The organism is Achromobacter piechaudii NBRC 102461, from assembly GCF_001571245.1.
In the GTDB taxonomy this organism is placed as follows: Bacteria; Pseudomonadota; Gammaproteobacteria; order Burkholderiales; family Burkholderiaceae_B; genus Achromobacter; species Achromobacter piechaudii.
Map to the genome: position 1 here is coordinate 1175397 of NZ_BCTK01000001.1, position 25320 is coordinate 1200716.

At 65.2% G+C, this 25320-nt stretch carries 27 protein-coding genes and 1 other annotated feature; of the genes, 14 read left to right on the plus strand and 13 right to left on the minus strand.

The features are described from left to right. Window positions 1-17: 17 nt before the first annotated feature. A complete protein-coding gene (locus tag API01S_RS05260) occupies window positions 18-332 on the minus strand; it encodes a flagellar transcriptional regulator FlhD (RefSeq protein WP_006219591.1) in 315 nt (104 codons plus the stop codon). A 304-nt stretch (window positions 333-636) separates the two neighbouring features. Between API01S_RS05260 and API01S_RS05265 the strand changes: the two genes are divergently transcribed. The 3 genes from API01S_RS05265 (at window position 637) to API01S_RS05275 (ending at window position 4945) form a co-directional block, all read left to right on the plus strand. Beyond that, entirely contained in the window at window positions 637-1332 is a 696-nt protein-coding gene (locus API01S_RS05265) for a DUF2325 domain-containing protein (protein ID WP_082306003.1), read from the plus strand. Between the two features lie 72 nt (window positions 1333-1404). After that, window positions 1405-4410 (plus strand): PAS domain S-box protein, encoded by a 3006-nt coding sequence (locus API01S_RS05270; RefSeq protein WP_061303453.1) that lies wholly within the window; start codon window positions 1405-1407, stop codon window positions 4408-4410. 178 nt (window positions 4411-4588) lie between these two features. Next, window positions 4589-4945: a superantigen-like protein SSL4 gene (locus tag API01S_RS05275; RefSeq protein ID WP_039883230.1), complete on the plus strand. Its 357-nt coding sequence runs from the start codon at window positions 4589-4591 to the stop codon at window positions 4943-4945. A 92-nt stretch (window positions 4946-5037) separates the two neighbouring features. Here the strand turns inward: API01S_RS05275 and API01S_RS05280 are convergent, their stop codons facing one another. Further along, window positions 5038-6534: an RNA polymerase factor sigma-54 gene (locus API01S_RS05280; RefSeq protein WP_061303454.1), complete on the minus strand. Its 1497-nt coding sequence runs from the start codon at window positions 6532-6534 to the stop codon at window positions 5038-5040. Between the two features lie 103 nt (window positions 6535-6637). Further along, complete coding sequence (locus API01S_RS05285; protein WP_156329877.1) at window positions 6638-7582, minus strand: sigma-54 interaction domain-containing protein; 945 nt, start codon at window positions 7580-7582, stop codon at window positions 6638-6640. Between the two features lie 263 nt (window positions 7583-7845). On the opposite strand from API01S_RS05285, the gene API01S_RS05290 reads away from it, so the two are divergent. Further along, the gene (locus API01S_RS05290; RefSeq protein ID WP_006219584.1) at window positions 7846-9228 is read left to right on the plus strand and encodes a sigma-54-dependent transcriptional regulator; all 1383 of its coding nucleotides are present in this window, start codon (window positions 7846-7848) and stop codon (window positions 9226-9228) included. Between the two features lie 9 nt (window positions 9229-9237). On the opposite strand, the gene API01S_RS05295 is transcribed toward API01S_RS05290, so the two are convergent. Next, window positions 9238-9621, minus strand: coding sequence for a hypothetical protein (locus API01S_RS05295; RefSeq protein WP_006219583.1), 384 nt, complete (start codon window positions 9619-9621; stop codon window positions 9238-9240). Between the two features lie 138 nt (window positions 9622-9759). Between API01S_RS05295 and API01S_RS05300 the strand changes: the two genes are divergently transcribed. After that, complete coding sequence (locus API01S_RS05300; RefSeq protein ID WP_231689369.1) at window positions 9760-10017, plus strand: hypothetical protein; 258 nt, start codon at window positions 9760-9762, stop codon at window positions 10015-10017. A 15-nt stretch (window positions 10018-10032) separates the two neighbouring features. Here API01S_RS05300 and API01S_RS05305 read toward each other — a convergent pair whose 3' ends face one another. Together API01S_RS05305 and API01S_RS05310 are read right to left on the minus strand one after the other, a co-directional pair. Next, complete coding sequence (locus tag API01S_RS05305) at window positions 10033-10314, minus strand: DUF378 domain-containing protein (RefSeq protein ID WP_061303455.1); 282 nt, start codon at window positions 10312-10314, stop codon at window positions 10033-10035. A gap of 70 nt (window positions 10315-10384) precedes the next feature. Continuing rightward, window positions 10385-10654 (minus strand): hypothetical protein, encoded by a 270-nt coding sequence (locus tag API01S_RS05310; RefSeq protein ID WP_006219580.1) that lies wholly within the window; start codon window positions 10652-10654, stop codon window positions 10385-10387. Between the two features lie 130 nt (window positions 10655-10784). On the opposite strand from API01S_RS05310, the gene API01S_RS05315 reads away from it, so the two are divergent. Further along, the gene (locus tag API01S_RS05315; protein WP_061303456.1) at window positions 10785-11375 is read left to right on the plus strand and encodes a hypothetical protein; all 591 of its coding nucleotides are present in this window, start codon (window positions 10785-10787) and stop codon (window positions 11373-11375) included. Window positions 11376-11432: 57 nt separating this feature from the next. Here API01S_RS05315 and API01S_RS05320 read toward each other — a convergent pair whose 3' ends face one another. After that, window positions 11433-12326, minus strand: coding sequence for an SDR family oxidoreductase (locus API01S_RS05320; protein ID WP_061303885.1), 894 nt, complete (start codon window positions 12324-12326; stop codon window positions 11433-11435). Window positions 12327-12485: 159 nt separating this feature from the next. Here API01S_RS05320 and API01S_RS05325 point away from each other — a divergent pair, with 159 nt between their 5' ends. Beyond that, window positions 12486-12662 (plus strand): CsbD family protein, encoded by a 177-nt coding sequence (locus API01S_RS05325; RefSeq protein WP_039884178.1) that lies wholly within the window; start codon window positions 12486-12488, stop codon window positions 12660-12662. 30 nt (window positions 12663-12692) lie between these two features. Here API01S_RS05325 and API01S_RS05330 read toward each other — a convergent pair whose 3' ends face one another. After that, a complete protein-coding gene (locus API01S_RS05330) occupies window positions 12693-13034 on the minus strand; it encodes a DUF883 family protein (RefSeq protein WP_006219575.1) in 342 nt (113 codons plus the stop codon). Window positions 13035-13599: 565 nt separating this feature from the next. Here API01S_RS05330 and API01S_RS05340 point away from each other — a divergent pair. Next, the gene (locus API01S_RS05340) at window positions 13600-13851 is read left to right on the plus strand and encodes a hypothetical protein (protein WP_061303458.1); all 252 of its coding nucleotides are present in this window, start codon (window positions 13600-13602) and stop codon (window positions 13849-13851) included. Here API01S_RS05340 and API01S_RS05345 read toward each other — a convergent pair. Next, entirely contained in the window at window positions 13837-14919 is a 1083-nt protein-coding gene (locus API01S_RS05345; RefSeq protein WP_061303459.1) for a DNA topoisomerase IB, read from the minus strand. The two genes, API01S_RS05340 and API01S_RS05345, sit on opposite strands and share 15 nt — an antisense overlap. A 179-nt stretch (window positions 14920-15098) precedes the next feature. Between API01S_RS05345 and API01S_RS29300 the strand changes: the two genes are divergently transcribed. The 3 genes from API01S_RS29300 (at window position 15099) to API01S_RS05350 (ending at window position 16614) form a co-directional block, all read left to right on the plus strand. Then, on the plus strand, window positions 15099-15260 hold the full coding sequence (locus tag API01S_RS29300; RefSeq protein ID WP_006219571.1) for a hypothetical protein: 162 nt from the start codon (window positions 15099-15101) through the stop codon (window positions 15258-15260). A gap of 50 nt (window positions 15261-15310) precedes the next feature. Beyond that, window positions 15311-15463, plus strand: a complete 153-nt coding sequence (locus API01S_RS28725) for a DUF3309 domain-containing protein (protein ID WP_006219570.1) — start codon at window positions 15311-15313, stop codon at window positions 15461-15463. A 194-nt stretch (window positions 15464-15657) separates the two neighbouring features. Further along, window positions 15658-16614: a 2-hydroxyacid dehydrogenase gene (locus API01S_RS05350; RefSeq protein WP_061303461.1), complete on the plus strand. Its 957-nt coding sequence runs from the start codon at window positions 15658-15660 to the stop codon at window positions 16612-16614. 11 nt (window positions 16615-16625) lie between these two features. Here API01S_RS05350 and API01S_RS05355 read toward each other — a convergent pair whose 3' ends face one another. Together API01S_RS05355 and API01S_RS05360 are read right to left on the minus strand one after the other, a co-directional pair. After that, window positions 16626-17462 carry a universal stress protein gene (locus tag API01S_RS05355; RefSeq protein ID WP_050728725.1) on the minus strand — a complete coding sequence of 279 codons (837 nt, stop codon included), beginning with the start codon at window positions 17460-17462 and terminating at the stop codon, window positions 16626-16628. A 112-nt stretch (window positions 17463-17574) separates the two neighbouring features. Continuing rightward, the gene (locus API01S_RS05360; RefSeq protein WP_050728726.1) at window positions 17575-19707 is read right to left on the minus strand and encodes an FUSC family protein; all 2133 of its coding nucleotides are present in this window, start codon (window positions 19705-19707) and stop codon (window positions 17575-17577) included. A gap of 289 nt (window positions 19708-19996) precedes the next feature. On the opposite strand from API01S_RS05360, the gene API01S_RS05365 reads away from it, so the two are divergent. The 3 genes from API01S_RS05365 (at window position 19997) to API01S_RS05375 (ending at window position 22583) form a co-directional block, all read left to right on the plus strand. Then, window positions 19997-20902: an EAL domain-containing protein gene (locus API01S_RS05365; protein WP_061303463.1), complete on the plus strand. Its 906-nt coding sequence runs from the start codon at window positions 19997-19999 to the stop codon at window positions 20900-20902. Between the two features lie 161 nt (window positions 20903-21063). Further along, on the plus strand, window positions 21064-21252 hold the full coding sequence (locus API01S_RS05370) for a hypothetical protein (RefSeq protein WP_006219565.1): 189 nt from the start codon (window positions 21064-21066) through the stop codon (window positions 21250-21252). A 236-nt stretch (window positions 21253-21488) separates the two neighbouring features. Continuing rightward, window positions 21489-22583 carry a DUF748 domain-containing protein gene (locus tag API01S_RS05375; protein WP_006219564.1) on the plus strand — a complete coding sequence of 365 codons (1095 nt, stop codon included), beginning with the start codon at window positions 21489-21491 and terminating at the stop codon, window positions 22581-22583. A gap of 53 nt (window positions 22584-22636) precedes the next feature. Here API01S_RS05375 and API01S_RS05380 read toward each other — a convergent pair whose 3' ends face one another. Continuing rightward, the gene (locus API01S_RS05380; RefSeq protein WP_061303465.1) at window positions 22637-24103 is read right to left on the minus strand and encodes a SulP family inorganic anion transporter; all 1467 of its coding nucleotides are present in this window, start codon (window positions 24101-24103) and stop codon (window positions 22637-22639) included. 92 nt (window positions 24104-24195) lie between these two features. Then, window positions 24196-24248, minus strand: a sequence feature (sul1 is cis-regulatory element that is thought to sense ions involved in sulfur or methionine metabolism; They are found in Alphaproteobacteria). Window positions 24249-24368: 120 nt separating this feature from the next. Beyond that, the gene (locus API01S_RS05385; protein ID WP_061303467.1) at window positions 24369-25319 is read right to left on the minus strand and encodes a c-type cytochrome; all 951 of its coding nucleotides are present in this window, start codon (window positions 25317-25319) and stop codon (window positions 24369-24371) included. Window position 25320: the final 1 nt, after the last annotated feature.

Genomic DNA, 25320 nt, shown 5'->3' on the forward strand with positions numbered 1-25320 from the left:
GATAGGCTTGGGGCCGCCTAAGGTTTGGCGGTGGCCAGTGGCGGGGCAGGTTCGGGCTGGCTGCGTGCGGCCAGCGTCGCGTCGATGCCCTGGCTCAATGCCGACAGCAGCAGGTGTGGCGCCACGTTCAACTGCGCCAGCAGCACGCTGCTGCGCGCCAGCCTGGCCAGGGCGGCGGGTTGCAACTCGGCCAGCCACTGACAGGTGCGCGCAGACATCGGAGATCCGGCCAGCGATGCGCCGTCGCCCGAGCGCGCCATGCGCTGGAGCAGCAGCAGATACATCAGGTTGGCTTCGTGGATGTCGCGCAGAAGGTCGGGGGAATTCGGCATGGGCACTCCACCTCGCTCAAGTCCGCCGTCCGGCCGCGACCGGAGCGAATGGCGCGCGGCGTTCTTCGGAGGGAACGTCTATTGCAGGCCCGGGACGGGCTGCCGTGCCGATATGGTTTGTCGATCATATTTAAGCGACGATGACGCGTCAGTAATGGATTTCCCTTGCCCTGAATCCGCGCGCTCAAGTTATGTAAAAGCGAAGCATTCGCATTTATAATTGCCGGCAACCCCCGAGAACGGGCGGGCATGCCCCCGCCGGATTCATTCTCCACCCACGCGTCCAACCCACCGGAGGCTCGCGATGATTGCCCCCCGACAAGTCCCCACGCTTCAGCGCGAGCATGCTGCGCTGCTTGCCGCCTATGGCCAGGCGCAGTCGCATTGCAGCCGATTGATCGCCGCTCAGGCCACGCGTATCCTGCACCTGGAAGCGCAGGCCATGCGCCTGCGCGCAGCCATCATTGCGCGAGACAGCGCGCTGGCCTGGGCGCGGGAAGACCGCCTGGCGCTGGAAGGCGCGATTCCCGGTCTGCCCCGTCGGAGGGTCCTGGCGCGGCGGGTCAGCCAGTTGGTCGAACGCGTGCAGAGCTTGATGCGCGAACGGCTGGCATGGCAAGACAGAATGAGCCAGGCGCGCGCCCAACCGCAGCCATCCCAGCTCGACGCAGCCCCATCCGCATTGACGGCCATGGCGTTGCGGTCCAAGTCGGTGCTCTGCGTCAGCGAAGACGCCATGGCCCTGATGTTGACCCGCAAGGTAGTGGAAAGGGCGGGTGGCCGGTATCTGGGCCACACCGGCGGCGATGAAGGGGGTGGAGATACGCTGGAAGACAGTCTGGTGGCGGCGGACCTGGTCATCTGCCAGACGGGTTGCGTCAGTCACGGCGCATACTGGCGGGTCAAGGATCACTGCACGCGCACTGGCAAGCAGTGCGTGCTGGTGGACAAGCCCGAGGCGCTGGACGCCTTGCGGATGGAGATGGGGCAGGATCGGTAGCGTCGCGTTACCTTGCGTTTCGGTACAGTGGCGCGGCCCCGCAATACAGTACAGGCTGGCAAAGGGGCAAAAATGTTGAAGAAGCAGGATCGCGTATCCCTCCCATGGACCGATACGCTCGCCCGTCTGGAAGATGAACGGATTATGTTGCAGCGCATAGCGGCCGGTATGCCGCTTGCGCACGTGTTCGAACACGTCTTGAACGCTATCGAGGCGCAGTCCAGCGTACAGCTGCGCGCCGCCATCGCTCTGGTCGACGAAAGCGGCAAATACCTGGTGCACAACGCGGCGCCCAGTCTGCCGCCCGAGTTCAGCCTGGCCGTGCAGCGAACCGCCATCGGGCCGAACATGGCCTCCTGGGGCGCCGCGGCCTACACGGGCAACCCGGTTTACGCAGAAGACATCGCCTCGAACCCCGATTGGGTTCCCTGGCGCGAACTGGCCTTGGCTCACGGCCTGCGGGCCTGCTGGTCGACGCCGATCAAGGCCCCGGACGGGCGCCTGCTGGGCGTGTTCTCCAATTACTACGGAGCGGTGCGCTCGCCGTCCTCGCACGATATCGACGCCATTGCGCTGGTGACGCGCAGCGCCGCGCTGGCTATCGAACGGCACCTGACCGACGCCGCGTTGCGCGCCAGTGGCGAACGCTGGCGCGCCATGTTCGAAGGGATGCAAGAGGCGTTCTTCCTGAGCGAAGCCCTGCGCGACGAGAACGGCCGCATCGTGGACTTCCGCTTTCTAGAGGTCAACCCCGCCTTCGAGCGGCAAAGCGGCATGAAAGAGGGCGACACGCTGGGCCACACCCTGCGCGAAATGATCCCCGGCGTGCCCGGCCAGATCATGGACACGTTTGCCCAGGTCGTGGAAACCGGCGCGCCCATGCAGTTTGAGTTTGCCGTTTCGGGCACGAAAGAGGCCTGGTACGAAGCGCGCGCCCGCAAGGACGGCGATGACCGGATGATGGCGCTGTTCCTGGATGTGACCGCGCGCAAGGCCGCCGAGACCGAGCTCTGGGAAGGTCAGCATCGCAAGAATTTCCTGTTGTCGCTGGTGGACCGCATGCGCGAGCTGCACCACCAGGCCGAGATCGAGCACGCAGCTTGCGCGGGTCTGGGGCAACACCTGGCGCTGGGCCTGGTCGCGGTGCTGGACTGGCCCGGCGATCCGGGCTCGGCCACCTTGTCCGCCTGTTGGCGCTCCGAGTCGGATCTTGCCGAGCGCGACGCGCTGGCGCCCGAGCAACTTGACGAAGCGTTTCATGCCGCGATGCGCAAAAGCCGCACCGCTTACCTTGAACCGATGGTGGCCGAACAAAGCGGCGAAGTGCGGCCGTCGGCCATCGTTGTGCCCATGCGGCGCTGGGGCCGGCAGGACGGCGCATTGTGGGTCCGCCCGCAGGCCGGCAGCCGGCTCAAGGCGGGCGACATTGCCTTCATCGAGGAAGTGTCCGAACGCCTGTGCGACGCCGTCGAACGCTCGCAGTACGCGCGCACGCTGGAGCAGCGCGTCGAAGACGCAATTGCCGAACGCGACCGGATCTGGCGCTTGTCTCCAGAGCTGCTGGCGGTCGTCGACGGGCAGGACCGTTTCGTCAGCGTCAACCCGGCCGTGCGGCCCATTCTCGGCTGGAGCCCCGAGCAGTTCCTGTCGATGGGCCTGACCGAGCTGATCCACCCCGACGACCAGGCCGCCACCCGCGCGACCATTGCGCAAGCCGCGCAAGGCAATCCGGCGCAAGCCGTCCGGCACATGGAAAATCGCCTGCTGACGCGCGACGGCACCTATCGCTGGATCACGTGGAGCATGTCGTGGTCGCAAGACAGCCTGTACATGACCGGGCGCGACGACACGGATCTGAAAGTGCAGGGCGAAACGCTGCGCGACACCGAGCAGGCCTTGCGCCAATCGCAAAAAATGGAGGCGGTGGGCCGCTTGACCGGCGGCATCGCGCATGACTTCAACAACATGCTGCAAGGCATCACGGGGGCCTTGTACCTGATCCAGCGCAAGCTGGCCGCCGGCACGCCGGAGCAGGCGCAGCGCTTCATCAACGTGGCCATGGATTCCGCCAACCGCGCCGCGCACCTGACGCAGCGGCTGTTGACCTTTTCGCGGCGCCAGCCTATCGACCCCAAGCCCTTCAACGTGGCACCGACCTTGCAGTCGATGGCCGACCTGTTCCATCGCTACACGGGCGAGCGCGTGCAATTGCAGTTCGATCTGCATCCTGCGCTGTGGACCGTGCGCTGCGACAGGAACCAGTTTGAAAACGCTTTACTCAACCTGGTCATCAACGCCTGCGACGCCATGCCCAACGGAGGCACCTTGACCGTTGCAGGCAGGAATACGCATCAGGACGAAGCCGCGCTGCGCCCATATCCCGGCGTCAGCCCGGGTGACTTCGTGGAAGTGTCGGTCAGTGACATCGGCTGCGGCATGCCGCCAGACGTGTTGGCGCATGCGTTCGATCCCTTCTTCACGACCAAGCCGCTGGGCGAAGGCACGGGCCTGGGTCTGTCGATGATCTACGGCTTTGCCAAGCAGGCGGGCGGCATGGCCACGCTGGAAAGTACCGTCGGGCAAGGCACGACGGTCCGGCTGCTGCTTCCGCGTTACGACGGTGCGCCCGACGCCGCGCAGCGCAACGAACCCGCCGCGCATCGCATGCAGGACGCCTCGCAACCGTCGGTGGTCGTCGTGGTCGAAGACGATGCCAATGTGCGCGACATGGTGCGCGAATGCCTGGCCGAATTGGGCATGCAGGTATTGACGGCGGCGGATGGCGAGGCCGGCCTGGAACTCGTGCTGCACACGAACGACATCGACCTGCTCGTGACCGACGTGGGGTTGCCCGCGTTGAACGGGCGGCAGTTGGCCGATGCGGCGCGCGCGGCCCATCCGGGATTGAAGGTGCTGCTGATGACCGGCTATGCGGAAAGCGCGGCGCGCGGCGGCGGCTTCCTTGAACATGGCATCGAGCTCATCGTCAAACCCTTTTCGCTTGAGGTGCTGGGCGAACGGGTGCAGCGCATGCTCGATGAATCGCGGACCGAAGCCGACAACGCGCGGCTTTCTTGAGGGGTGCGCAGGCAGGCAATGCGCGCGGTCGCGGAGCACGGGTGCCGGTGTTGCAAAGGCAGGTAAAAAGTACCGGGATCCCGGCAATGCCTGGGTAATTCCCGTTGCGCAAGGGCGAAAGCACGGCAGGAACGGCGCTTGCTTATAGGTCTGGGCTTTTCCACTAAGGAGTCTGACTATGAAATCTCGTGCTTTGACTTGCGCTTTCGTATTGGCAGCCGGTTTGACGTCCGCCGGCGCGGTAATGGCCCAAGGGGCCGCGCCGACCACGCCGTCCTCCACGCCGAATGACGCTACCGCCGCGCAGCCGAATCGCGCACAGCCTCCGGGCCAGATGGCTCCGGCGCCCAATGCGACGCCTTCGACCGGGACGATGCCGCCCGCCACTCACAACAGCGGCACCATGTCGTCGGACAAGAAGCATTCCGGCGAAATGCCGAATCGTCCGCGTGAGGCGAACGATAACGTGAAGCGTACGCCGGCCGCTGGCGCCACGCCGCCTCCGGGCTATCCCAATACCGGCGGCTCGAAGTAAATCCGCCGCAGTAGCAGAAGGCTTCCCTCGGGAAGCCTTCTTTTTTGCGGGTATGCGCAAGCGCGCAGACGGCCGGTGTGACGCAGACAGCCTTAATGCTGGCGACGCAATTCGGCCGGCGGCACGCGTAGTTGCCCGCGGTACTTGGAGACCGTGCGACGCGCCAGCAGGATGCCGCTGGCCGCCAGTTGCTGCGTCAGCGCCACATCCGAAAGCGGCATGGTCGGATCTTCGGCGTCCACCATTTCCTTGATGAGCGCCCGCACCGCGGCCGCAGAACAAGAGCCGCCCGATTCCGTCGCCAGTTCGCGCGAGAAGAAATGGCGAAACTCGAAGACGCCACGCGGCGTCACCATGTACTTGCCCACGGTCGCGCGGGACACGGTGGATTCATGCATGTCCAGGTCGTCAGCGACTTCACGCAGCATCAAGGGACGCAGGGCCACTTCGCCGTATTCGAAAAAAGTCTGCTGGCGCTTGACGATGGCCTCGGCCACCCGCTGGATGGTTGTATAGCGCTGCTCGACGTTGCGCACCAACCAGCGCGCCTCTTGAAGCTCCTGCGCCATCGGACTGCGATCGTCCAGGCGCGCGCGCCGGAACAGGTCGGCGTAGGTGCGATGCAGGCGAGCTTGCGGCATGGCGTGACGATTGGGCAGCACGCGCCAGCGCGAATGCCACTTGTCCACGAAGACATCGGGCACCACGTATACCGGCGCCTCGGAGCTATAGCGCGATCCGGGCTTGGGATCCAGGCTGCGGATGAGCGCGCACGCGTCACGTACCTCGTCGTCGGTGCAGCCCAGCAAGCGGCGCAGCCCGACGTTATCGTTCTTGCCCAGGCGGTCCAGGTGTTCGCGCACGATGCGCAAGGCCAGGTCGCGCACTTCCGGCGCGACGGCTTGCACCGCCGCCAGTTGCAAGGACAGGCACTCGGTCAGGTCGCGCGCCGCCAGGCCCGGTGCGTCAAGCTGCTGCACCAGACGCAGGGCGGCAGTCCATTCGCTTTCATCGGGCGGCGGGCTGAAACCCGCGTGCTCGGGATCGCACAGGCTGGTGAGCGGCACGCGCAGGTAGCCGTCGTCATCCAACGCGTCAATGATGAATTCCGCCAGCAGCCGATCGCGCGGCTCAAGGTGATAGTTGCCCAGGTCGGCGGACAGCCGTTCGCGCATCGATACCGACGCGCACACCCATTGGCCCATGTCCTTGCCGTCGCCGCCACCGGTCAGTTGCGTCGGGTAGTCGCCGGAATAGGCGGGCGCATCGGGCAGCGGCTCATCGGCCTCGGCGGCCGAGGGCGGGGAGGGGTCAGCCATGGGGGCCGACTCTTCTCCAAAACTGGCGGAAGTTTTAAGGGAATCGCCGTCATGCAGCGGTTCGGTGTCCTGCTCGTCGCCATCTTCCAAAAAAGGATTGGTGGCGAGCGCGTGTTCCACCGCGGTCGTGAATTCAAGCGCCGACATCTGCAGCAGCTTGACAGACTGCTGCAAGCGCGGCGCGAGCGTCATCTGTTGGCGCAGGCGCAATTCTTGCGAGGGGTGGCCCAATCGAGTCTCCTGGATGAATGCCGCCGAAGGGCGGCGCATCCTGGTACTCATGCAAGATCCGTGCCAGGTCGGTTTTCGGGCGCGGCCAGAGACAAAACCGCCTCTGGCAGCGACCGTATTACAAGCCGACGGTAAGAACTGCTCAGACGCCGGACAGCCCCTCTTTTTCGTAGACGTCCAGCCGGTTGTACAGGGTCTTCAAGCTGACGCCCAAGGTGTCGGCCGCCAGGCGCTTGTCACCGCCGTGATGGGCGAGTGTGGCCAGGATGAACGCGCGTTGCGCCTGGCCCAAGGGCATGCCCACCGGAAAGCTCATCGCGCCTTCGCGCATCTCGGCGTGTTGGCTGGCGGCGGGGCGGGCAAGCAGGTTGGTGTCCAGCTGCGCGTCCGACAAGATGAAGGCACGCTGGACCACGTTGCGCAGTTCGCGTACATTGCCCGGCCAGTCGTGCTGGGCAATGGAGTCCAGCATGCGTTTGGAAAAGGTTTTCTGGGTTTGGTATTGGGCGTTCAACTGATCCAGGAAGCGCTGCGCCAGTATCACGGCGTCGTCGCCGCGTTCACGCAGCGGCGGCACGCGCAGCGGGATCACCAGCAGGCGATGCAGGAAGTCCTGGCGCAAGCGGCCATCGGCTACCGAGGCCGCAGGGTCGCGGTTGCTGGCGCAGATGATCCGCACGTTGGCGCGCAGCAGGTCGGAGCCGCCCACGCGCTGATAGGTGCCGGCTTCCAGTACGCGCAAGAAATGCACTTGCATGTCGGGCGGCATTTCGGTCACTTCGTCCAGGAACAAGGTGCCGCCGCTGGCGTATTCGAAATAGCCTGCGTTCTGCGCAACAGCGCCCGTGAAGCTGCCTTTCTCGTGGCCGAACAGTTCGGCGTGCGCCAGCGTGCCGCTGATCGCGCCGCAATTGACGGCGACAAACGGCGCGCCGCGACGTTCGCTGGCATCGTGGATCGCGCGGGCAACGATTTCCTTGCCCGCGCCGCTTTCGCCCACGATGAATACGCTGGCGTCGGTAGCCGCCGCCAGCTGCAATTGGGATGCTAACTTCTGCATGACCGTAGACATGCCGGTCACGTCCATGGGAATGACCGAAGACGCGGGCGCGCTGTCGCGCCGCGCGGTGGTGCGATTTGCCATACATTTACCTCGGGCCGCCGGGGCCTTACGCGACAGAACAATCGTAGTAGGAGGGTTGTAGCGCGTTTGCGACCAGTTGCAAGTATTCGAAAACTTTAGTCGACGGTATCGATTGTTTACGCATTATGCCGCCAGAGTGACTATCCTCATATTCATAAATGCGCTTAGAAAACCCACGGGTTCGCGCACCGGCAACAGGAGAAGCTATGCCTCATTTGCTAGTCGTCGATGACGACGACGCGATTCGGGAAACACTGGCCGAGATGGGTCGCGACAGCGGCTTTTCGGTAGCGGTGGCAGGTAGCGTGAAAGATGCGCTGATACAGCTGGAACGGCAAGCGCCGGATCTGGTGTTGACGGACGTCCGTCTTCCCGGTGGCAACGGCATGGACATATTCAAGAACGCAGCCGTGGCCAGCGCCGAGGTCGTCGTGATGACGGGCCACGGCACGGTGGACTACGCCGTGCAGGCGCTGCGCCTGGGCGCCAGCGATTTCCTCGTCAAGCCCATCTGCATGGAGCGCCTGAACGAGATCCTGACCCGAGTGGTCACGAACGCCGGCGGTGAACTGCCGGGAATGCCGTTTGAAGAGCCGGGGCGTTTCGGCAAGCTGTACGGTGAATCGGAACGCATGGTGCAGCTGTATCACCAGATCGGACGCGTCGCGCCCACCAACGTCACGACGCTGCTGATCGGCGAAAGCGGCACGGGCAAGGAATTGGCCGCCCACGCCATCCACGAACTCAGCGCGCGCCGTCAGCGCCCGTTCATCGCGGTCAACTGCGGCGCCATTTCGCCCAACCTGATCGAAAGCGAAATGTTCGGCCACGAGCGCGGCAGCTTCACGGGCGCCGACCGCCAGCACAAGGGTTACTTCGAACGCGCGGACGGTGGCACGCTGTTCCTGGACGAAGTCACCGAGATGCCGCTCGACCTTCAGGTCAAGCTGCTGCGCGTGCTTGAAACCGGGCAGTTCATGCGGGTGGGCACCAACCGCGAAATCAGCTGTGATATCCGCATCGTCGCCGCGACTAACCGCAATCCCGAGCACGCCGTGCAGGAAGGCAAGTTGCGCGAGGATCTTTATTACCGCCTGAGCGTATTCCCCATCGAATTGCCGCCGCTGCGCGAGCGCGGCGATGACATCCTGTTGCTTGCGCAGCGTTTTCTGCAAGCGCAAAACCTGGAATCGGGACGTAATAAATACTTCTCGCCCGAAGCCTCGCAGGTGCTCAAGCAATACGAATGGCCAGGCAACGTGCGCGAGCTTAAAAACTTCGTGCGCCGTGCTTTCATCATGGCCGATGGGGATGTGCTGGGTGTGGATATGCTCGCTCCGCACGTGTCTCCGGCAGGGGAAGCAGTGGGCGGCGAAGTCAGCGTGCCCGTGGGCGAAACGCTGGCCGAAGCGGATCGTCGTCTGATCCTGGCTACGCTTGAACGCTGCAATGGCGTCAAGAAACAGGCTGCGATGATGTTGGGCATCAGCCCCAAGACGCTCTACAACCGTCTTGAAGAATATGCGGCCGCCGGATTCGCACTGCCCGGCGAGAGTGCCGGGCAGCGCGATTCCAGGGATGCGGCCTGACCGTAAGGCTTACTTGTTATAGCGGGTCTTCAGATCCGCCATGCAAGTGTCCTTGGCGTTGCCAGACATGGCGTCGCACTTCTCCTTGCCAACCTTGTAGTCCGCGTCGTTCTTGGTCTTCGCGGCGTCATGGTTGGCTTCGGCCTTCGCCTTGCCGGCCTTGGCGTCGGCGCGGGCCTTGTCGCGGGAAGCTTCGGCCTGCTTCTGGCAGACGTCCTTCTGGTTGCCCTTCATCGCGTCGCAAGCCTTTTTGTCCATTTTGTATTGGCTGTCGATTTGATCGTTCGTGCGCACGGGCGCCGAGCTGCCTTGGGTGGTTTGCGCGGAAGCCTGGAAGGCGACGGCGGACAGGCACAAGGCGATAGCGGGGCAAACGGTTCTGGACAGATTCATGACTGACTCCTTAGGGTAAGGGTCCACGCTGAGGCGGACCTGCAGACACTAGAGCAAATGCCGTTCCCGGCATCGCAGGCACGGCGCTTGCGTCTGCAATGCCTGCCATACAGCAACACCTTCACAGCGGAGAACGACATGACGAAAAACGAATCGATGAATCATCCGAAGGCATCCGCCGCAAGCGAGGATTCGGACACCGGCAAGTCCCAGGCCAACCAACCCAAGGACGACACCGAAGCCGCGCATGACAGCGGCCAGTTCGGGGCGGACAAGCCGGGATTCGGCAAGGACAGTCAGCCGGCCAAGCGGCCCGAGGACAAGAAGCCGAACACGCAAGGAGCGCAGTTCGAAGAAGGGGGCCAGTATCCCGGCAAGCGCCCGGAAGGCCAATAAAAAAAAGCCGGGCGATCAGCCCGGCTCTTCGCCCCAGCGAAACAACATCACTACGCAATGCAAAGCGGCCAATCCGATGACGCCCTGGATGCCGCGCGTGACGGTCGCGTTGGGAATCACCCGCGCGATCACGTCCAGATTCACAGCGGCAATCAAGCCGCAATTCAATCCGCCGGCCACCACGGCGATCAATGCCGCCCAATCCAGCACCGACAGCTCGCGCTGCCGCCCGGCCGCTTTGGCGGCAAGTTCTTCTTCCCGTGCAGCAATTTCTTCACTCTCGCCCGACATGTCCATGGTGCGCTTGCTCCGGTAAGGGTCGGCTTGGGGCGGGCGTTCGCCCGCCGCTGGTCGATGCTGCTGGGCATCAACCGCCGTTGCGGACGGGATCGGGCGGCGAATGCGACACGCCGGCGTCGTCGGCATCCGTGACGTGGTCTGGCGCGATGTCTTCGCCGTCGGCCTCATCGTCGAACAGATCGAGGTCGACGCTTTCGCGCTCGCCGGTGGCCTGCGAATCGCTATCGGTGTGTACCAGGCCCGGAGGCAGGTCGCTGGCAGAGTCCGAGGAATCGCTGGGACCGACGTCGGGACGGCCACTGGTGTCGGGGTCGAGAATATCTGGGCGGGTAGGCATGACGGTCTCCAGGAAGCGTCTTTAAAAGGGGCAGCGCGCGCTGCGTTTGACGCGCCGCCGCAAGTGCCGTGCCCGGGCACGCGGGTACGTCAGTTGCTGCAATGGCGGTGTACGCATACGGGAGAACGCCATGTCCTTGATCGTTGCCGCAAGATTCCAGACCTTTGACCAAGCCTCCGTCGCCACCCAAAACCTGTTTCAGCAAGGATTCACGGAAGACGACGTGCATACCTTCTATGTCAATTCGGCCGGGGAGCATTCCCGCTATCCGTTAGGCGGTGACCGCGTTGCCGATCCCGATGCCAAGGGCGGACACCTGGGCGCCATGGCGGGCGCTGCGGGCCTGGGGTTTCTTTTTGCGCTGCTGGGCGGCGTGATCGCCGCGCAGATGGCGGCGCCGGTGCTCATCATCATCGCCGCCGCAGGCGTGGGCGCCTATCTGGGCGCGTTGGCCGGCGCGATGTGGATCGTCGGGCGGGGACGGCGCAAGACGCCCACCACGCCCGTGGTGCTGGAAGAACACCCCGCCGTGCGCGCGGCCGGTGTGATGCTGGCGCTGCATGTCTCTGCCGAGCAGGAAGCATTGGCCAGGCGCGTGCTGCGTGAGTCAGGCGGGCAAGACATTGAACGCGCCCAAGGTCGGTGGCGCGATGGAAAGTGGCAGGATTTCGATCCGCTCGCGCCGCCCCAGACCGTAGAAGTGCCGTCGCCCACGCCGTGATTGATCGTGTGCTGGCGGCAGGGCTGCGCAAGAGCAGGCCTGCCGCCATGACCGCATTCAGTCACCTGCGCTACCCGTGATGGGCAGCACGATGCCGGTGATGTAGCTGGCGCACACGGGGGCCGCGAGGAATACATAAGCGGGCGCGATCTCTTCCGGTTGGGCGGGGCGGCCAAAGTCGGTCTTCTTGCCAAATTCCTTGATCGCTTCCGCACTCTGGTCCGCAGGATTCAATGGCGTCCACACCGGCCCGGGCGCGACCGCGTTGACCCGGATGCCGTCCGACGCCAGGTTGGCGGCCAAGGAACGGGTGAATGCGTGGATAGCGCCTTTGGTCGACGAGTAATCCAGCAGCTTGGCGCTGCCGCGCAGGCCGGTCACAGATCCCGTGTTGATGATGGACGCACCCGTTTTCAAATGGGGCAGCGCCGCGCGCGCCATGTGGAAATAGCCGGTGATGTTGGTGCTGAGTGTCTTTTCCCATTGTTCATCGCTGATCTCGGTCAACGATTCGATGTGCTGCTGATACGCCGCGTTGTTGACCAGAATATCGAGCTTGCCGAATTCCTTCACAGTCTGCTCGACGGCTTGCTTGCAAAAGCCCCCGTCCTTCACATCGCCCGGGATCAACAGGCAGCGCCGCCCCTCGGCTTGCACCACACGCTGAGTTTCCTTGGCGTCTTCATGCTCGTCCAGATACACGACGGCGACGTCGGCGCCTTCGCGCGCAAACAGCACGCTGACCGCGCGTCCAATACCGGAATCGCCGCCAGTGACGATCGCCACCATATCTTTCAACTTGCCGCTGCCCTCGTAGCCGGGCGCCTGGTACTGCGGCTTGAGCTGCATGTCCGCTTCGTTGCCAGGCTTGTCCAGATGCTGGCCGGGCATGGGCGGCGTGGGGTGAGGGCGGTCGCCCGTCTGCGCAGGGGTGTTCGACGATTGGCTCATGGTTGGCTCCTGGTGATGGCGCGAAATGAACGCCTTGACCGCGACTTGGAGCAAACCCTGTTCCTGGCGCGCGGTTTGGGCACGGCGCTTGCGAAGGGGTGGGCACCAGCGTCAATTGCGGCGCCGGTTTTCCATCAACGCGATGAAAGTGAGAGAGCCATGAACAAGGACCAGGTGAAGGGCAGAGTCGAAGAGGCCGTCGGCAAGGTGAAGGAAGTGGCCGGCAAGGCCACCGGCAGCACGTCTACCGAGGTGAAGGGCACGGCGCAGAAGGTCGCCGGGAAAACCCAGGCTGCTTATGGCGATGCCAAGGACAAGGCTCAAAAGCCGGGCTGATGCCCGGCCTCGCCACGGTTGGCGCGGCGGTTACTGGCGTCCGACGACGACGCCGAATAGAAACGCCGCGCCGGCCACCAGCCCGATGGCCTGCCACGGGCGCGCATGGATATATTCCTCCGTGCAATCGATCGTTTCCCGCATCAAATCCCCCGCATTTTCCGAGGCATCGCGCAGGCTGCGCCGCGTGGCGTTCAGTTGATCCGACAGGCGTGCCTTGAGAGCATCCAGATCGCCCGGATCGGCATCGCGTAACGTCGCTTCAATCTCATCGATCCAACTTTCCGGATGGCGCGCGCGTCTGCGCGATCCACGATCGTCCGGGCCGTTCTCGGGAAAGTCGGAAGGCAAAGGGGTATTCGTAGAGGCCATCGAAAAGCTCCTGGCAATCGGGCGAAGTAGGCGCCATCGCAAAGCCTGCCCGTGCGGCTGCGCGGCGTGTCGAAGCCTGGCGGTTCAAGCTTCGAGCATATCCTGGCAAGCCAGCGTGCACGCCAGGCATGCGCCGGCGCAGATCTGGCAATGTTCCACGTCCTGGTAGGGCGCGCAGGCGCGAGCGCACGCGTCACAGACCAAAGCGCACAACGTACAAAGCGCGGTAGAAAATTCGCCATTGCGCGCCAGCATGGCGGCGCAAAGACGGCACACGCTGGCGCAGTCGGTCGCCAGGGCAATGCAACGCTTCATGCGCGCTGCGTTCGTTCCCAGGCCAACCGCGGCGCACTGATCGCAAGCCACCGCGCATTCATAGCAGGCTTGCACACATTGCTCGAAATTTGGGTCTCGCATTGCATCTCCTTGTGAGTGCCCATGGCGATTGGCGAAGGCAGCCCCGCGCGGGCCCGGCCACATCCGCTTGCAATTTGAAGATACTGCCAGTGCCTGGAGGCGGCCTCGCGCCGTAGGATGAAGGCTCGAAACCAGCCAGGAGGAAGTCATGAAATCCCGCTCCGATTCGAAGCCACGAAGCCCTGCCAGCAAGGCGGCCACGTCCGAGGACACCGCAAAGATACTGCCGCCGCGCGGGCCCGTCGATGTGCCGAAACAACCGGTGAAACCGGACGCCTCGACCCCTGACGAAGCCGCGCGCGACAAGCGGGCCGTCGTCGATAACCAGACCGAATCCAACTGGGCGGACGGCGACGCGCCGCAACCTCGCGCGAAGAACGCACGCTCACACCTCTTCTAGCGGCATGGGCGGCGCGGGCGCGTCGATGGGCGGCAGTTCGTGCAGGAATTGCAAGAGCCGCCGTTCGTCGGCTTGCAGGCCGCGCGGCCCGGCCGGCGCGCGCGCCTTGGCCGGCAACCTGCCTTCCAGATACGCCTCCAGCAAGGCCGGATGCACATAACAGGCCCGGCACACGGCGGGCGTGTTGGCCAGCCGTTTGGACACCTGCTTGATCACATCGGCCACCGTCTGGCGCGCTTGCGTCGCGGTTTGGAAAGGATGCGACTGCAACGCCGCATAGGCCAGAACCGAACCTGCCCACGTGCGGTAATGCTTGGCCGTGAAATCACCTTCGCCCGCCTCGCGCAGATAAGCATTCACCGCGCCGGAATCCACGGGATGCTTGTCGCCGTCCTCGTCCAGGTACTGGAACAGTTGCTGCCCCGGAATTTCCATGCAGCGCTTGATGATGCGCGCCACGCGGCGGTCCCTCACAGTCACGTCATGCGGCACGCCGCTTTTACCCACGAACCGGAAACGAAAGCTGCTGCCGGCAACGGTGGCATGGCGCCGCGTCAGCGTGGTCAGGCCGTACGACTTGTTCGAGCGCGCGTATTCGCGCGCGCCGATGCGGATCAGCGTGGTCTCCAACAGCCGCACCAATGTGGCGACTACCTTGTTCTGCGTCAGACCGCGTTCCTGCATATCGCGCGCAACGCGCCGCCGGATGCGCGGCAACGCCTGGCCGAACGCCAGCAGATTCTGGTATTTGCCCGCATCGCGCAACGCAGCCCATGACGGGTGATAGCGGTACTGCTTGCGCCCACGCGCGTCGCGCCCGGTGGCCTGCAAATGGCCATGGGGCAGGGGGCAGATCCACACATCTTCATACGCGGGCGGTATCACCAGCTTGTGGATGCGCTCGATCTCCGCTTTATTCCTGATGCGCTTTCCGTCGGCGTCGACGTAATGAAAGGTGTTGCCGTTGACGCGCACGCGCCGGTAGCCCGGCTGGGTGTCATCGACGTAGACCAAAGGGGGATCGCAAGCGGCGGGTGCGGGCTCGGCAAGCGTTGTGCGGGTGTCCATGCTGTCTCCGGATACGTCCGCGCGCCTGCAAGCAAACCGCGTGCCCAAACCGGGGCGAGGGCACGCTGGGGGGGTTGGGCACGACGCTTGCTGAGTACAAGCCAGCGACAACCGTCTGCGAATCGATCGTTGCGAAGCGTGCATCAAACGCGATCCAGCGATCCCTAAAGGAGAGTGCCATGCAAGCCACACAGCACCTACACGTGCCGCCCAAGCCCGAGCCCATTCCGCCCGGGTCGCCGCCCGGGGACTTGCCGGTGGACCCGGACACGGACCAGCCCGAAGTGGACCTGCCGCCGCTGTCCGAGCCCATCCGGGAAATCGAGCCGCCCAAGCGCTGACGCGCGCTAGCCGTGACAACAACCTAAATCAATAACGACGAGGAATCATTATGTCGACCATCCTGCTGATCATTCTGATCCTGCTGCTTATCGGCGCCGTACCCGCGTGGCCGCACAGCCGAAGCTGGGGTTACTACCCCAGCGGCCTGCTTGGCATTGTCGTGATCGTGCTGATCGTGATGCTGCTGATGGGACGAATATAGTGGCCTAGCCTGACACGGGGCTGGCCCGGATTCGGCCCGGCGTGGCATGGCCGCGTCCGGGCCGAAGTCGCTTATAGGTGGCCGCTTACCGGGGCCGCTTATGGTGGCCGCTGCTTGGACGGCGGGTAGCATGCACGGGCGGCGAGGCGTAAGATCTCAGCGCCTTCAAAGACCCGCTACCCGGCATCGCCACCATGACCATCCCCTTGCTAGTTTTGATCGACAGCGTGCAGGAATACCTGCCCGAGTTCCAGGCGCACGGCTTCGAGCCGATCTACGCGCCGACCGCGCAAACCCGCGCGAAAGCCATCCAGGATCATGCCGACCGCATCCGCGTTGTGCTCACGCGTGGCGCCACGGGCCTGCGTGCGGACGAAATGGCAGCCATGCCCAAGCTGGAACTGGTTTGTTCGCTGGGGGTGGGATACGAAAACATCGATCTGGCCGCCGCGCACGCACGCGGCATCACCGTCACCAACGGCCCCGGCGCGAACGCCGTGTCGGTCGCGGATCACGCCATGGCGCTGCTGCTGGGCGTGGCACGCCATCTGCCGCAGGCCGATGCCTGGGTCCGGCAGGGACACTGGAGCGGTTTCATGGGCCCACAGGTGACGGGCAAGCGCCTGGGCATCCTGGGTCTGGGCACGATCGGCCTTGAGATCGCGCGTCGCGGCGCGAATGGGTTCGGCATGCAGGTCGGTTATTTCAATCGGCGCGCGCGTCCGGAATCGGGCTACACCTATTTCGACAATCCCCGCGAGTTGGCGGCGGCGTCGGACTTCCTGGTTATCGCCACGCCCGGCGGCGCGGGCACCCGACATCTGGTGGACGAGCAAGTGCTGCAAGCCTTGGGGCCGACGGGCTACCTGATCAACATTGCGCGCGGCAGCGTCGTCGACACGGACGCCATGATCGCGGCCCTGGCCGAGGGGCGTATCGCGGGCGCAGGCCTGGATGTGGTGGATGGCGAACCGAATTTGCCGCCGGCGCTGCTGAAATTGAACAACGTGGTGCTGACACCGCATAGCGCCGGGCGCTCGCCCGAGGCGGTGGCGGCGACCGTGGCGTTGTTCCTGAAAAACGCCACGGCGCATTTTGGCGGCCAGCCGGTGCTGACACCGGTGCTGGACGCGCAAGCCCAAGCCGCCTGAAGGCTGCCCGCCTAGTGCGAGAACATGATCGGCACGGTCATGCTCTTCAGGATGGAAGCCGTCGCCCCGCCCATTGCCCATTGGCGGAATTTGCTATGGCCATAAGCGCCCATCACGATCAGGTCGGCGCTATGGTCAGCGGCAGCGTTCAGGATGGTGCTGCCCACGCCCACGCCCTTGATGTCGCGGCGGACAAGGTCCGGCTCGGGCATGCCGTGCGCCACGCAGTAGGCCGCCAGGTCGCGCAGGTCGACGGCGCCTGCTTTCGATGCCGCCTCGCCTTCGTCCATCGTCAATACGGACACGTTTGACGCCTGTCGCAGAACGGGCATGACATCGGCCAGGGCGCGTGCAGATTCGCGGCTGCCGTCCCAGCACACCAGCACACGGTGGCCGATGGCCGGAAATTCTCCGCTGGAAGGCAGCACCAGCACGGGCCTCCCGGCCGTCAGCAGCAACTGTTCGACGAATTCGATTTCGTGCGCGGCCTCGACGTCGTCGGGGTTGAACTGGCTGACGATGACCAGATCGGTGGCGCGTGCATGCAGCGCCACCGTGACGCTGGGAGCACCGTCGCCCACGCGCACCACGGCGGGCACGTCGGCGGCGCTGGCGGCATCGCGGAAGGCATCTTCGACCGCCCCGCGATTCTGCGCCTGCAATTCCTTGATGACGCTCAACGTGCGAGACATAAGCACCGACTCGCCGTAGTAGTACTGCGGCGGCGCGGCGTTGGCGTATATGCCCACCAGCTCCGCCTGATGACGTTGCGCAAGCGACAGCGCCAGCGCAGTGCGGCGTTTGCAGTCGAAACCGTGATCCAGATGAACGGAAATTCGGCGGTACATGGCGGGTCTCCTTGGTTAGCGTCCCATGGTTTCATGGTTGCGCTTTCCGCCCGCGCGCCCCTTGACGCGCATCAAGTCCCGGCCAATTTACCGGGGCAAACGCAAATCCAGGTCACAGCGGGGACTCTTTTTCAATGCGGTCGCGCAACTGGCGCACCTGGCGAGCTTGCTGGGCGATGCGATCCAGCGGCCCCGCCAAAGCGGGATCGGCCGCCGTCACGGCGGCTGGCACCGCGAACTGGCGCGCGGACAAGGCCGGCGCATCGTCCTGCGGGTGCAGGGCATGCGCCAGCACTCGCCCATAGTCTTGCAACGCGGAAGCGGCGGCCGGGGCGTCGTCGGGCAGGGCGGGTTGAATTTCCAGCACCGTTCCGGCGGCGGTGATCCGGCGCATGGCATTGAGCAGGTTCACGGCAGTGTCGACCTTGCGATCACGATGCACGGGGTTTTGTTGCAGCCGCTGCAAAGACGCCTCGGCATTGTCGGCCGACAGGCAGGCCAGCCTGCGCAACCCGACGATGTCCGCCTGGCTGGGGGCCGACGGCGCGCGGCCTTTCTGCCGGATCAGCGCCAAGGCATAGGCGGCGTGCCGGTCCAGCGCACGCGTCAGGGCGTCAGCCAATTGCCGAGGTTCTTTTTCCGGCCAGACCAGTACACCCACCAGCAGCGCCAGCACGCCGCCGAGCACGCTGTTGAAGGCGCGCAGCGCGGCCAGCATGGGCTCGTAGATTTCGGGCTGCTGGATGTGGCTGACCAGCACGAACTGCGAGGTCAAAAAGAAGGTGAACAACGCGTAGTGGATGGTGCGGGTGGCGAAGGTGCCCAGCGCAATCGGCAGCACTGCCAGCGCGACCGACAGCGGCGTGCTCAACATCAGGCCCAGCAAGGAGGCCCCGACGGCGCCCGCGACGCTGCCGATCACGCGTTCCACCGTGCGCTGCCAAGTCGTGGCGAAGTAGGGTTGCAGGATGAAAACCAGCGTCAACGACATCCAATAGCCGTGATTGACGGCGAACGTCTTGGACAGCGCAACCGCGATGGTTGCCCCCACGCCGACCCGGCAGGCATGGCGAAACGCGTCCGACTCCACCCCGATGTTCTGACGCAAGGTGCGGGCGGCCTGGCGCGCGCGGCTGGGCAAGCCCGGCGCGGCAACCGGCGCGACCGGCGCGTCGCCCTGATCGAACAGGGCCTGCATGACCGATTCGGCCGTATGCAGCATGCGGTCCAGCACCGGGACGACGGACGCCAGATCGGGCGCATAAGCCATCGCGCCGCCACGCAGGTCGTGCAGGCCGGCAGCAAAATGCGCCAGACGTTCGCGCAGGCATTCGGCCTGCTTGGCGTCGCTGACGTCCGAGGTGCTGGCGATGGCGTTGCAGACGCTGGCATAGCGGTGCAACGCATGCGACAGATGGGCGCCCGCGCTGCGTCCCAACCAGCGCGGGGCGTTCGATTCCAGCAGATCGGCGGCGGCGACCAGCGCAATGAAACTGTCTTCGGCGTTGTCCAGCAGATACATCAACTGATGCGCGCGGGCGCGGCGGGAGGGCCGGGTCGCCTGGACCTCGCGGATGCGCACGCGCGCGGCTTCCAGCGCGGCGCGTTGCGCGCTGCGTTGCGGCTTGGTCACGGCTGTCCAGGCCTGCGGGCCGGCGGCGGGCGTCAAGCCGGAATACATGCGCGCCAAGGCATCGGCAAAGTCGGCCAGCCCGCGGTAGCAATGCGCCACGGCGTGCGTCGCGTCTTTCCACGGGCGCCGGCGCCAGACCAGCGCCGTCATCAACATGGCCCAGACCGCGCCTGCCAGGAAGAACAGCGTGTACGACAGGCTTTCGGCCAGCGTGGGGGCCGGCAGCTCGGCCGCCACCACGAATCCGGCCGACAGCAAGGTGCCGACGATGGCGGCGGCGGGGCCCAGGACCCGCAGCAAGCCGCCGAACGTGCAGCACAGGAAGGTCAGTGGCAAAAGCAGCCACAGGTGGCCGGCGCTGGCGCTGGCCAGAAAGCAGAAGAGCGCGCCGACCAGGCCCAGCGCCAGCATGGAACCGGCGCGCTGCCGCAATGGCCCGCCCGGATCGCCGAAGCAGGCCCAGAACGCCGCGATGGCGGTCCAGCCCAGGCGCGGTTCGTGCACCAGCACGGCCAGAATGACGGGCGCCGCGCTGATCGCGGCGGCTTGCAGGGCGTCCACCCAAAGGACATGGCGCAGCGAGGCGCGCCAACGGGAAAGCAGTTTTGTCACGCTAAATGAAGCAGCAGCATTGGGGCGAGGGGGCCAGGGATGCAAACCCTAGCATGTCGACAAGGCAGGTTGATATACGGATGGTTACACAAATGAGAACTTGTCTCCAGATATACGTAAATTTGCCTGGAACAATTGCGCGAAATGGCATAAAAAAACATTTGCGATCGCGTAGCGGAATTTAACGGGCGATCGCGGCAAGCCAACAGTGAATACTCATGTCCCAATGTGTTCCTATCTGCGCCCGGACAGCGCAGGCTTCATCCAGGAACACGCGAGGAGCGTTGACATGACACCGAATCACGAGGCTTCCACAGGCTCGGTGGTCAGCGACGATGAGATCGCGGCCATGGTTTCAGGTAAGGATGGGCTGCGCGTATTGTTGCAGCCCCAGATGGATTTGCTGACCGGCAAGATCGTGTCAGCCGAGGCCCTGGCACGGTGGCAACATCCCCGCCTGGGCGTGGTCATGCCCGCCGAGTTCATTCCTGCGGTCAACCGCATGGGTCTGGACAAGCAGCTGTTCGAACGCGTGTGCCTGCGCGTGATCGACGTGCTGCTGACGATGCGCAGGATGGGCCTCGCGGTGCCCATCGCGATCAACGCGCCTGCCACCACGCTGTCAGACGAGCGTTGCGTGGATTTTCTGCTCGACCGCATCCATGCCGCCGAATTGCCGGCCTCGCTGGTGCGCGTCGAACTCACCGAAGACCAGCCCATCAGGGAACTCGACGTGCTGCGCGCGTCGTTGATGAAGCTTGAGGACGCGGGCTGCGAAGTCAGCCTGGACGACTTCGGCACCGGCCACGCATCGCTCAAGTTGCTGTCCGCGATCCCGCTGTCTGAAGTCAAGATCGATCAGTATTTCGTCACGCGCATGCGTCGTAGCGCCGTGGCCTTCGAAGTGCTGCGCGCCGCGGCCGAGCTTGCCACCCGCATGGGCTGGCGCGTCGTGGCCGAGGGGGTCGAGAACGTCGCCGATATTCCCGCCCTGCGCGCGGCGGGCTGCCGCTATGGCCAGGGCTTTGCGCTGGGCAGGCCGATGCCCTTGGACGAACTCATGGTTCGCCTGCGCACCCAGCGCGACGGGATTTCGCGGCTGGGCGCCTCCGCCAACTACGCCTCGTCTTGGATCGAAGCCTTCGATGGCGCGGACGCCGAACCCGGCGTGGCCGTGCGCGTCACTACACAATAGCCGGACCGCCGGTAATTCTTACCGAAGCGCCGGCCCGCCGCCGCGCGCCTAAAACGGGGCCGGCTACATCCGCCATCCCCGCCCGGGCGCACATCCGGTTTGGGCACGTCAGTTGCTACTCCTGTCATAGCGGAATTGTTCCGCCGTAAAGGAGACATGCAATGTCTAATCAGAACCAGCCCGACCAGCAAAAGCAACCGCAGAAGCAGCAGAGCCAGGAAGATTCGCGCGACCGCAATCAGTCGGGTCAGCAACCGGGCCAATCAGGTCAGCAGTCCGGCCAGCAAATGGACAAGGGCCAGGGCCAGCAAGGCCAGACCCCCGGACAGCAAAACAAGACGCAGCGTTAATGTCTTGACCGCGCCTTGATTACACAGCACGGCAAGCGCGACTCCCGACGGCCCCGGCCACGCCCAAGACTCGGGCGCGGTCGGGGCCATTTGCTTGGCGCGCGGGTTTGCTGCCATCATCCTTTTCGACCATTGAATATTGTTGCCGTATCTTTGACCATGTTTTCGATGCGCCTGCGGCCTTGCCGCGCGCGCCGTCTCCGTCGCCGCCTCCGTGGCCCCACACAGGATCCTTCATGAGCATTCCCGCCCCAGCCCCGCGCCGGCGTTCCGCCCTGGGCACCACCCTGGCCGTGCTGCTGGTGCTGATTGCGCTGGTGGCAATTCTTGCCTTTGCGGCTACGCGCATGGTCGAACAGCGCATCTACAGCCTGTTGGGACCGCGCAGCCAGGTGGGCGACATCAGCGTGGGCTTGCGGCAGGTGGTGCTGACAGACGTGACGGTGCCGGGCGCCGCGGGGCAGGCGGCGGCCAGCGCCAAGCGCGTGATGCTGGAACCGGAATGGACGTCGTTCCTGCGCCATGAGGCGGTGTTCCACACCGTGGTGGTCGAAGGCTTTGATTTTGCCGTGGTGCGGGGCGGCGAGGGCGACATGGAGATTGCGCCGGCCTTGCAGAGCGCCATGCATGCCAACGACAACCGCGCGCGCGAGCGCATGCCGATACGGATCGGCGATCTGGTGCTGCGCGACGGCCGCCTGGATTTCCTGGACGCGGTGGTCTCCAAACCGCCGCATCGCATCCCCTTCCAGAATGTGCAGGCGCGGCTGAACCCCGTCGCGATTCCGGGCGAGGGCGCCCATAGCGACATGGAGTTCAGCGGCGAGGTGCAGGACAACCGCAATGGCAAATCCACGGTGCGAGCCCAAGGCTGGGTGGCCATCGGCGGCACGGACGCCGAGATGAAAGTGGCCGTGCGCAACATGGATGTGCGCTACGCCGCGCCGTACCTGTCGGAGAACGGGGCCGGCACGCTGTCGGGCGGCGCAATGGACCTGGACATGACGACCGCCATCGCCAAGCGGGACTTGCGCGCCTCGGGCACCGTGGCGCTGCGCGATCTGAAGTTCAGCGGCGACGGCTCGGTGTTTTCATTGCCGCGCAAGGCCGTGCTGGCCGCCATGAAAGACAAGACCGGCGCATTGCGCTTTGAATTCGCGCTGCGCGGCAGCCTGGACAATCCCAAGTTCTCGGTCACGCGCGGTTTCGCCGCGCAGGTGGCACAGGGCTTTGGGCGGGCCATCGGCGTGGGCGCGGAAGGCGCGGCCGAAGGCGTGACGGGCGCGGTCAAGGAGCTGGGCAACGCGCTGTCCGATCTGCTCAGTCCGTAACGACCGCAGAATGGAAACGCCGACGCACCGCTACGCGCCGGCGTCTCGGCCGCTCAGTGCGCGCCGGGCTGAGTCGGCGCGGCGTACTTGCCGACCAGGGTGGTGCTGGCGGCATTCAGCCCGACCACCTCGACGCGCTTGCCGGCGCGACGCAGCTTGGCCACCGTTTTTTCCAGCGCATCCACGGCCGAGATGTCCCAGAAGTGCGCCTCGCTCAGATCGATGACCACAGCCGGCGCTTCATCGGTGAAATCGATGGCGTCGGCGAAGCGGCTGGTCGACGCGAAGAACACCTGGCCGCGATATCGGTACGTGCGAACCGCCCCGTCCTCGGACAGTTGCGAACTCACGGTCAGCAAGCCCTTGACCTTGCCGGCGAAGAACAGTCCGCTCAGGACCACGCCCGTCAACACCCCGCGCGCCAGGTCATGCGTCCACACCACCACCAGCACGGTCGCCAGCATCACCACCGAGGACTGCCAGGGGTGCGACCCCAGGTTGCGCAGCGAGCGCCAGTTGAAGGTGCCGATGGACACCATGATCATCACCGCCACCAGCGCCGGCATCGGGATGCGCGCGACCAGCGGCCCCAGCACCACGATCAGGAACAGCAGGAACGTGGCGGCCACGAAAGTAGACAGGCGCGTGCGGCCGCCCGAGCGCACGTTGATGACCGATTGCCCGATCATGGCGCATCCGCCCATGCCGCCCAGAAAACCCGTGACGATGTTGGCCAGGCCCTGGCCCTTGCATTCGCGGCGCTTGTCGCTGGCCGTGTCGGTCATGTCGTCGACGATCTGCGCGGTCATCATTGATTCCAGCAGGCCCACGGCCGCCATCGTGAGCGAGTACGGCAGGATGATGCGCAGCGTCTCCAGTGTGAATGGCACGTCGGGCAACGCGAACGTGGGCAGCGCGGTGGGCAGTTGGCCCATGTCGCCCACGGTGTTGACGTCCAGCCCCAGATAGATCGACACCGCCGTCATGGCGATGATGGCGACCAGCGGCGACGGAATCACCTTGGTGAATCGGGGTAGCACATAGATGATGGCCAGCGAGGCGGCCACCATCGCGTAGGCGACCCAGGTGACGTTCGTCAGTTGCGGCAGTTGCGCCATGAAGATCAGGATGGCCAGCGCGTTGACGAAGCCGGTGACGACCGAGCGCGACACGTATTGCATCAGCAGGTCCAGGCGCAGCAGGCCCGCGACGATCTGCAAGACGCCCATCAGGACGGATGCGGCGAACAGATAGGCGATGCCGTGATCGCGTACCAGCGGCACAACCAGCACGGCGATGGCGGCCGTGGCCGCCGAGATCATGGCCGGACGTCCGCCGGCAAACGCGATGATCAGCGCGATCGAGAACGAGGCGTACAGGCCCACGCTGGGATCGACCCCGGCGATGATGGAAAAGCCGATAGCCTCGGGAATGAGCGCCAGCGCGACGAGCACGCCCGCAAGAATATCGGCGCGCGGATTGGACATCCAGTCGCGGCGAAGCTTGGAAAACAAAAACATGGTTTGGCTAACCTGAGTCAGCAAGCGGCGGGTCGTTATCGTGCCAAGGGCAGGATGCGGTTGATCTCGGACACGTACCCGAAAGCGCTTGAAGTTGTCCGAGGGATAGGCGCCCGGCCGAGCCACCCGGCAAGCCGGGTCCAATTAAGGATCGCGTTGAGGCGATCGCCGCGTCCATTGCAGAAGCGGCGGTGGCGATTGTACATGCGTGCGCAAAGGCTTGCGGCGGCACGCGGCCGCCGCAAGCCTCCTGCGTGGCGCAGCTCTACTTCTGCTGCGGCGCGGGGCCCGCGTAGTAGGCCGCCAACGCCTGGATCTCGCTGTCGGTCAGGCGTTGCGAGAAGGCGCGCATGACGCCCACGTCGTCGTTCTGGCGTGCCCCGCTGCGAAACGCATTCATCTGGTCAGTGAAGTATTCCCGCGACTGGCCCGCCAGCCGGGGCAGCAACACGCCTTCGCCCATGCCGCGCAGGCCGTGGCAGTTGGCGCAGGCGGGCAGGGCGCGCGCGCCATCGCCTTGCAGGTCCAGCTTGCGGGCCGCTTCACCGCCGAACTCGCCCACGTGCAGCGGCGGGCCGGCCAGGGTGCCGTAGTACGCCGCCACCTGGCCGATTTCCTGTTCGGTCAGCGCGCGCGCCACGGTATTCATCAAGGGCTGAATCCGCGTGCCGCTACGAAAATCAGCCAGCTGCTTGGCCAGGTACTCGCTGCTCAGGCCCGCCAGGTTTGGAAAGATGCCGCCCGTAGGCGTCACGCCGGCTTGCCCGTGACAGGCCACGCAGGCTTGCACGCCGGCGGCGGGCTTGCCATTGGCGGCAAGCAGCTTGCCGGCAGCCGGGTCCGCGCCGCGCAGATAGTCTTCCCACGCCGGCCGTGACGCGGTGAAGTCCTGCGCGCTGCGGCCGGGCACGGGCGTAGGCGCGGCGGCGGCGGGGGATGCGGAGCCCGACGATCCGGACGACGGTGACGCGGGCGACGTGGCGGGTGCAGCAGCCGGTGCAGTCGCTGGCGCACTTGCCGGTGGACTCGCTGGCGCAGGGGCCGCCGCTTTGGGCGCGGCCGTTGCGGGCGGGCTTGACGCCGTCACGGCCGAGGCGCGGATGAGCCCGTCGCCGCCCGTGCCTATCATCTGGTGCGCCGTGGCGATCAGCGTGACCAGCGGCGGGGCCGCGATCAGCACGAGGGCGATGCTTATGCCTTTGCGATGTTCGATCATG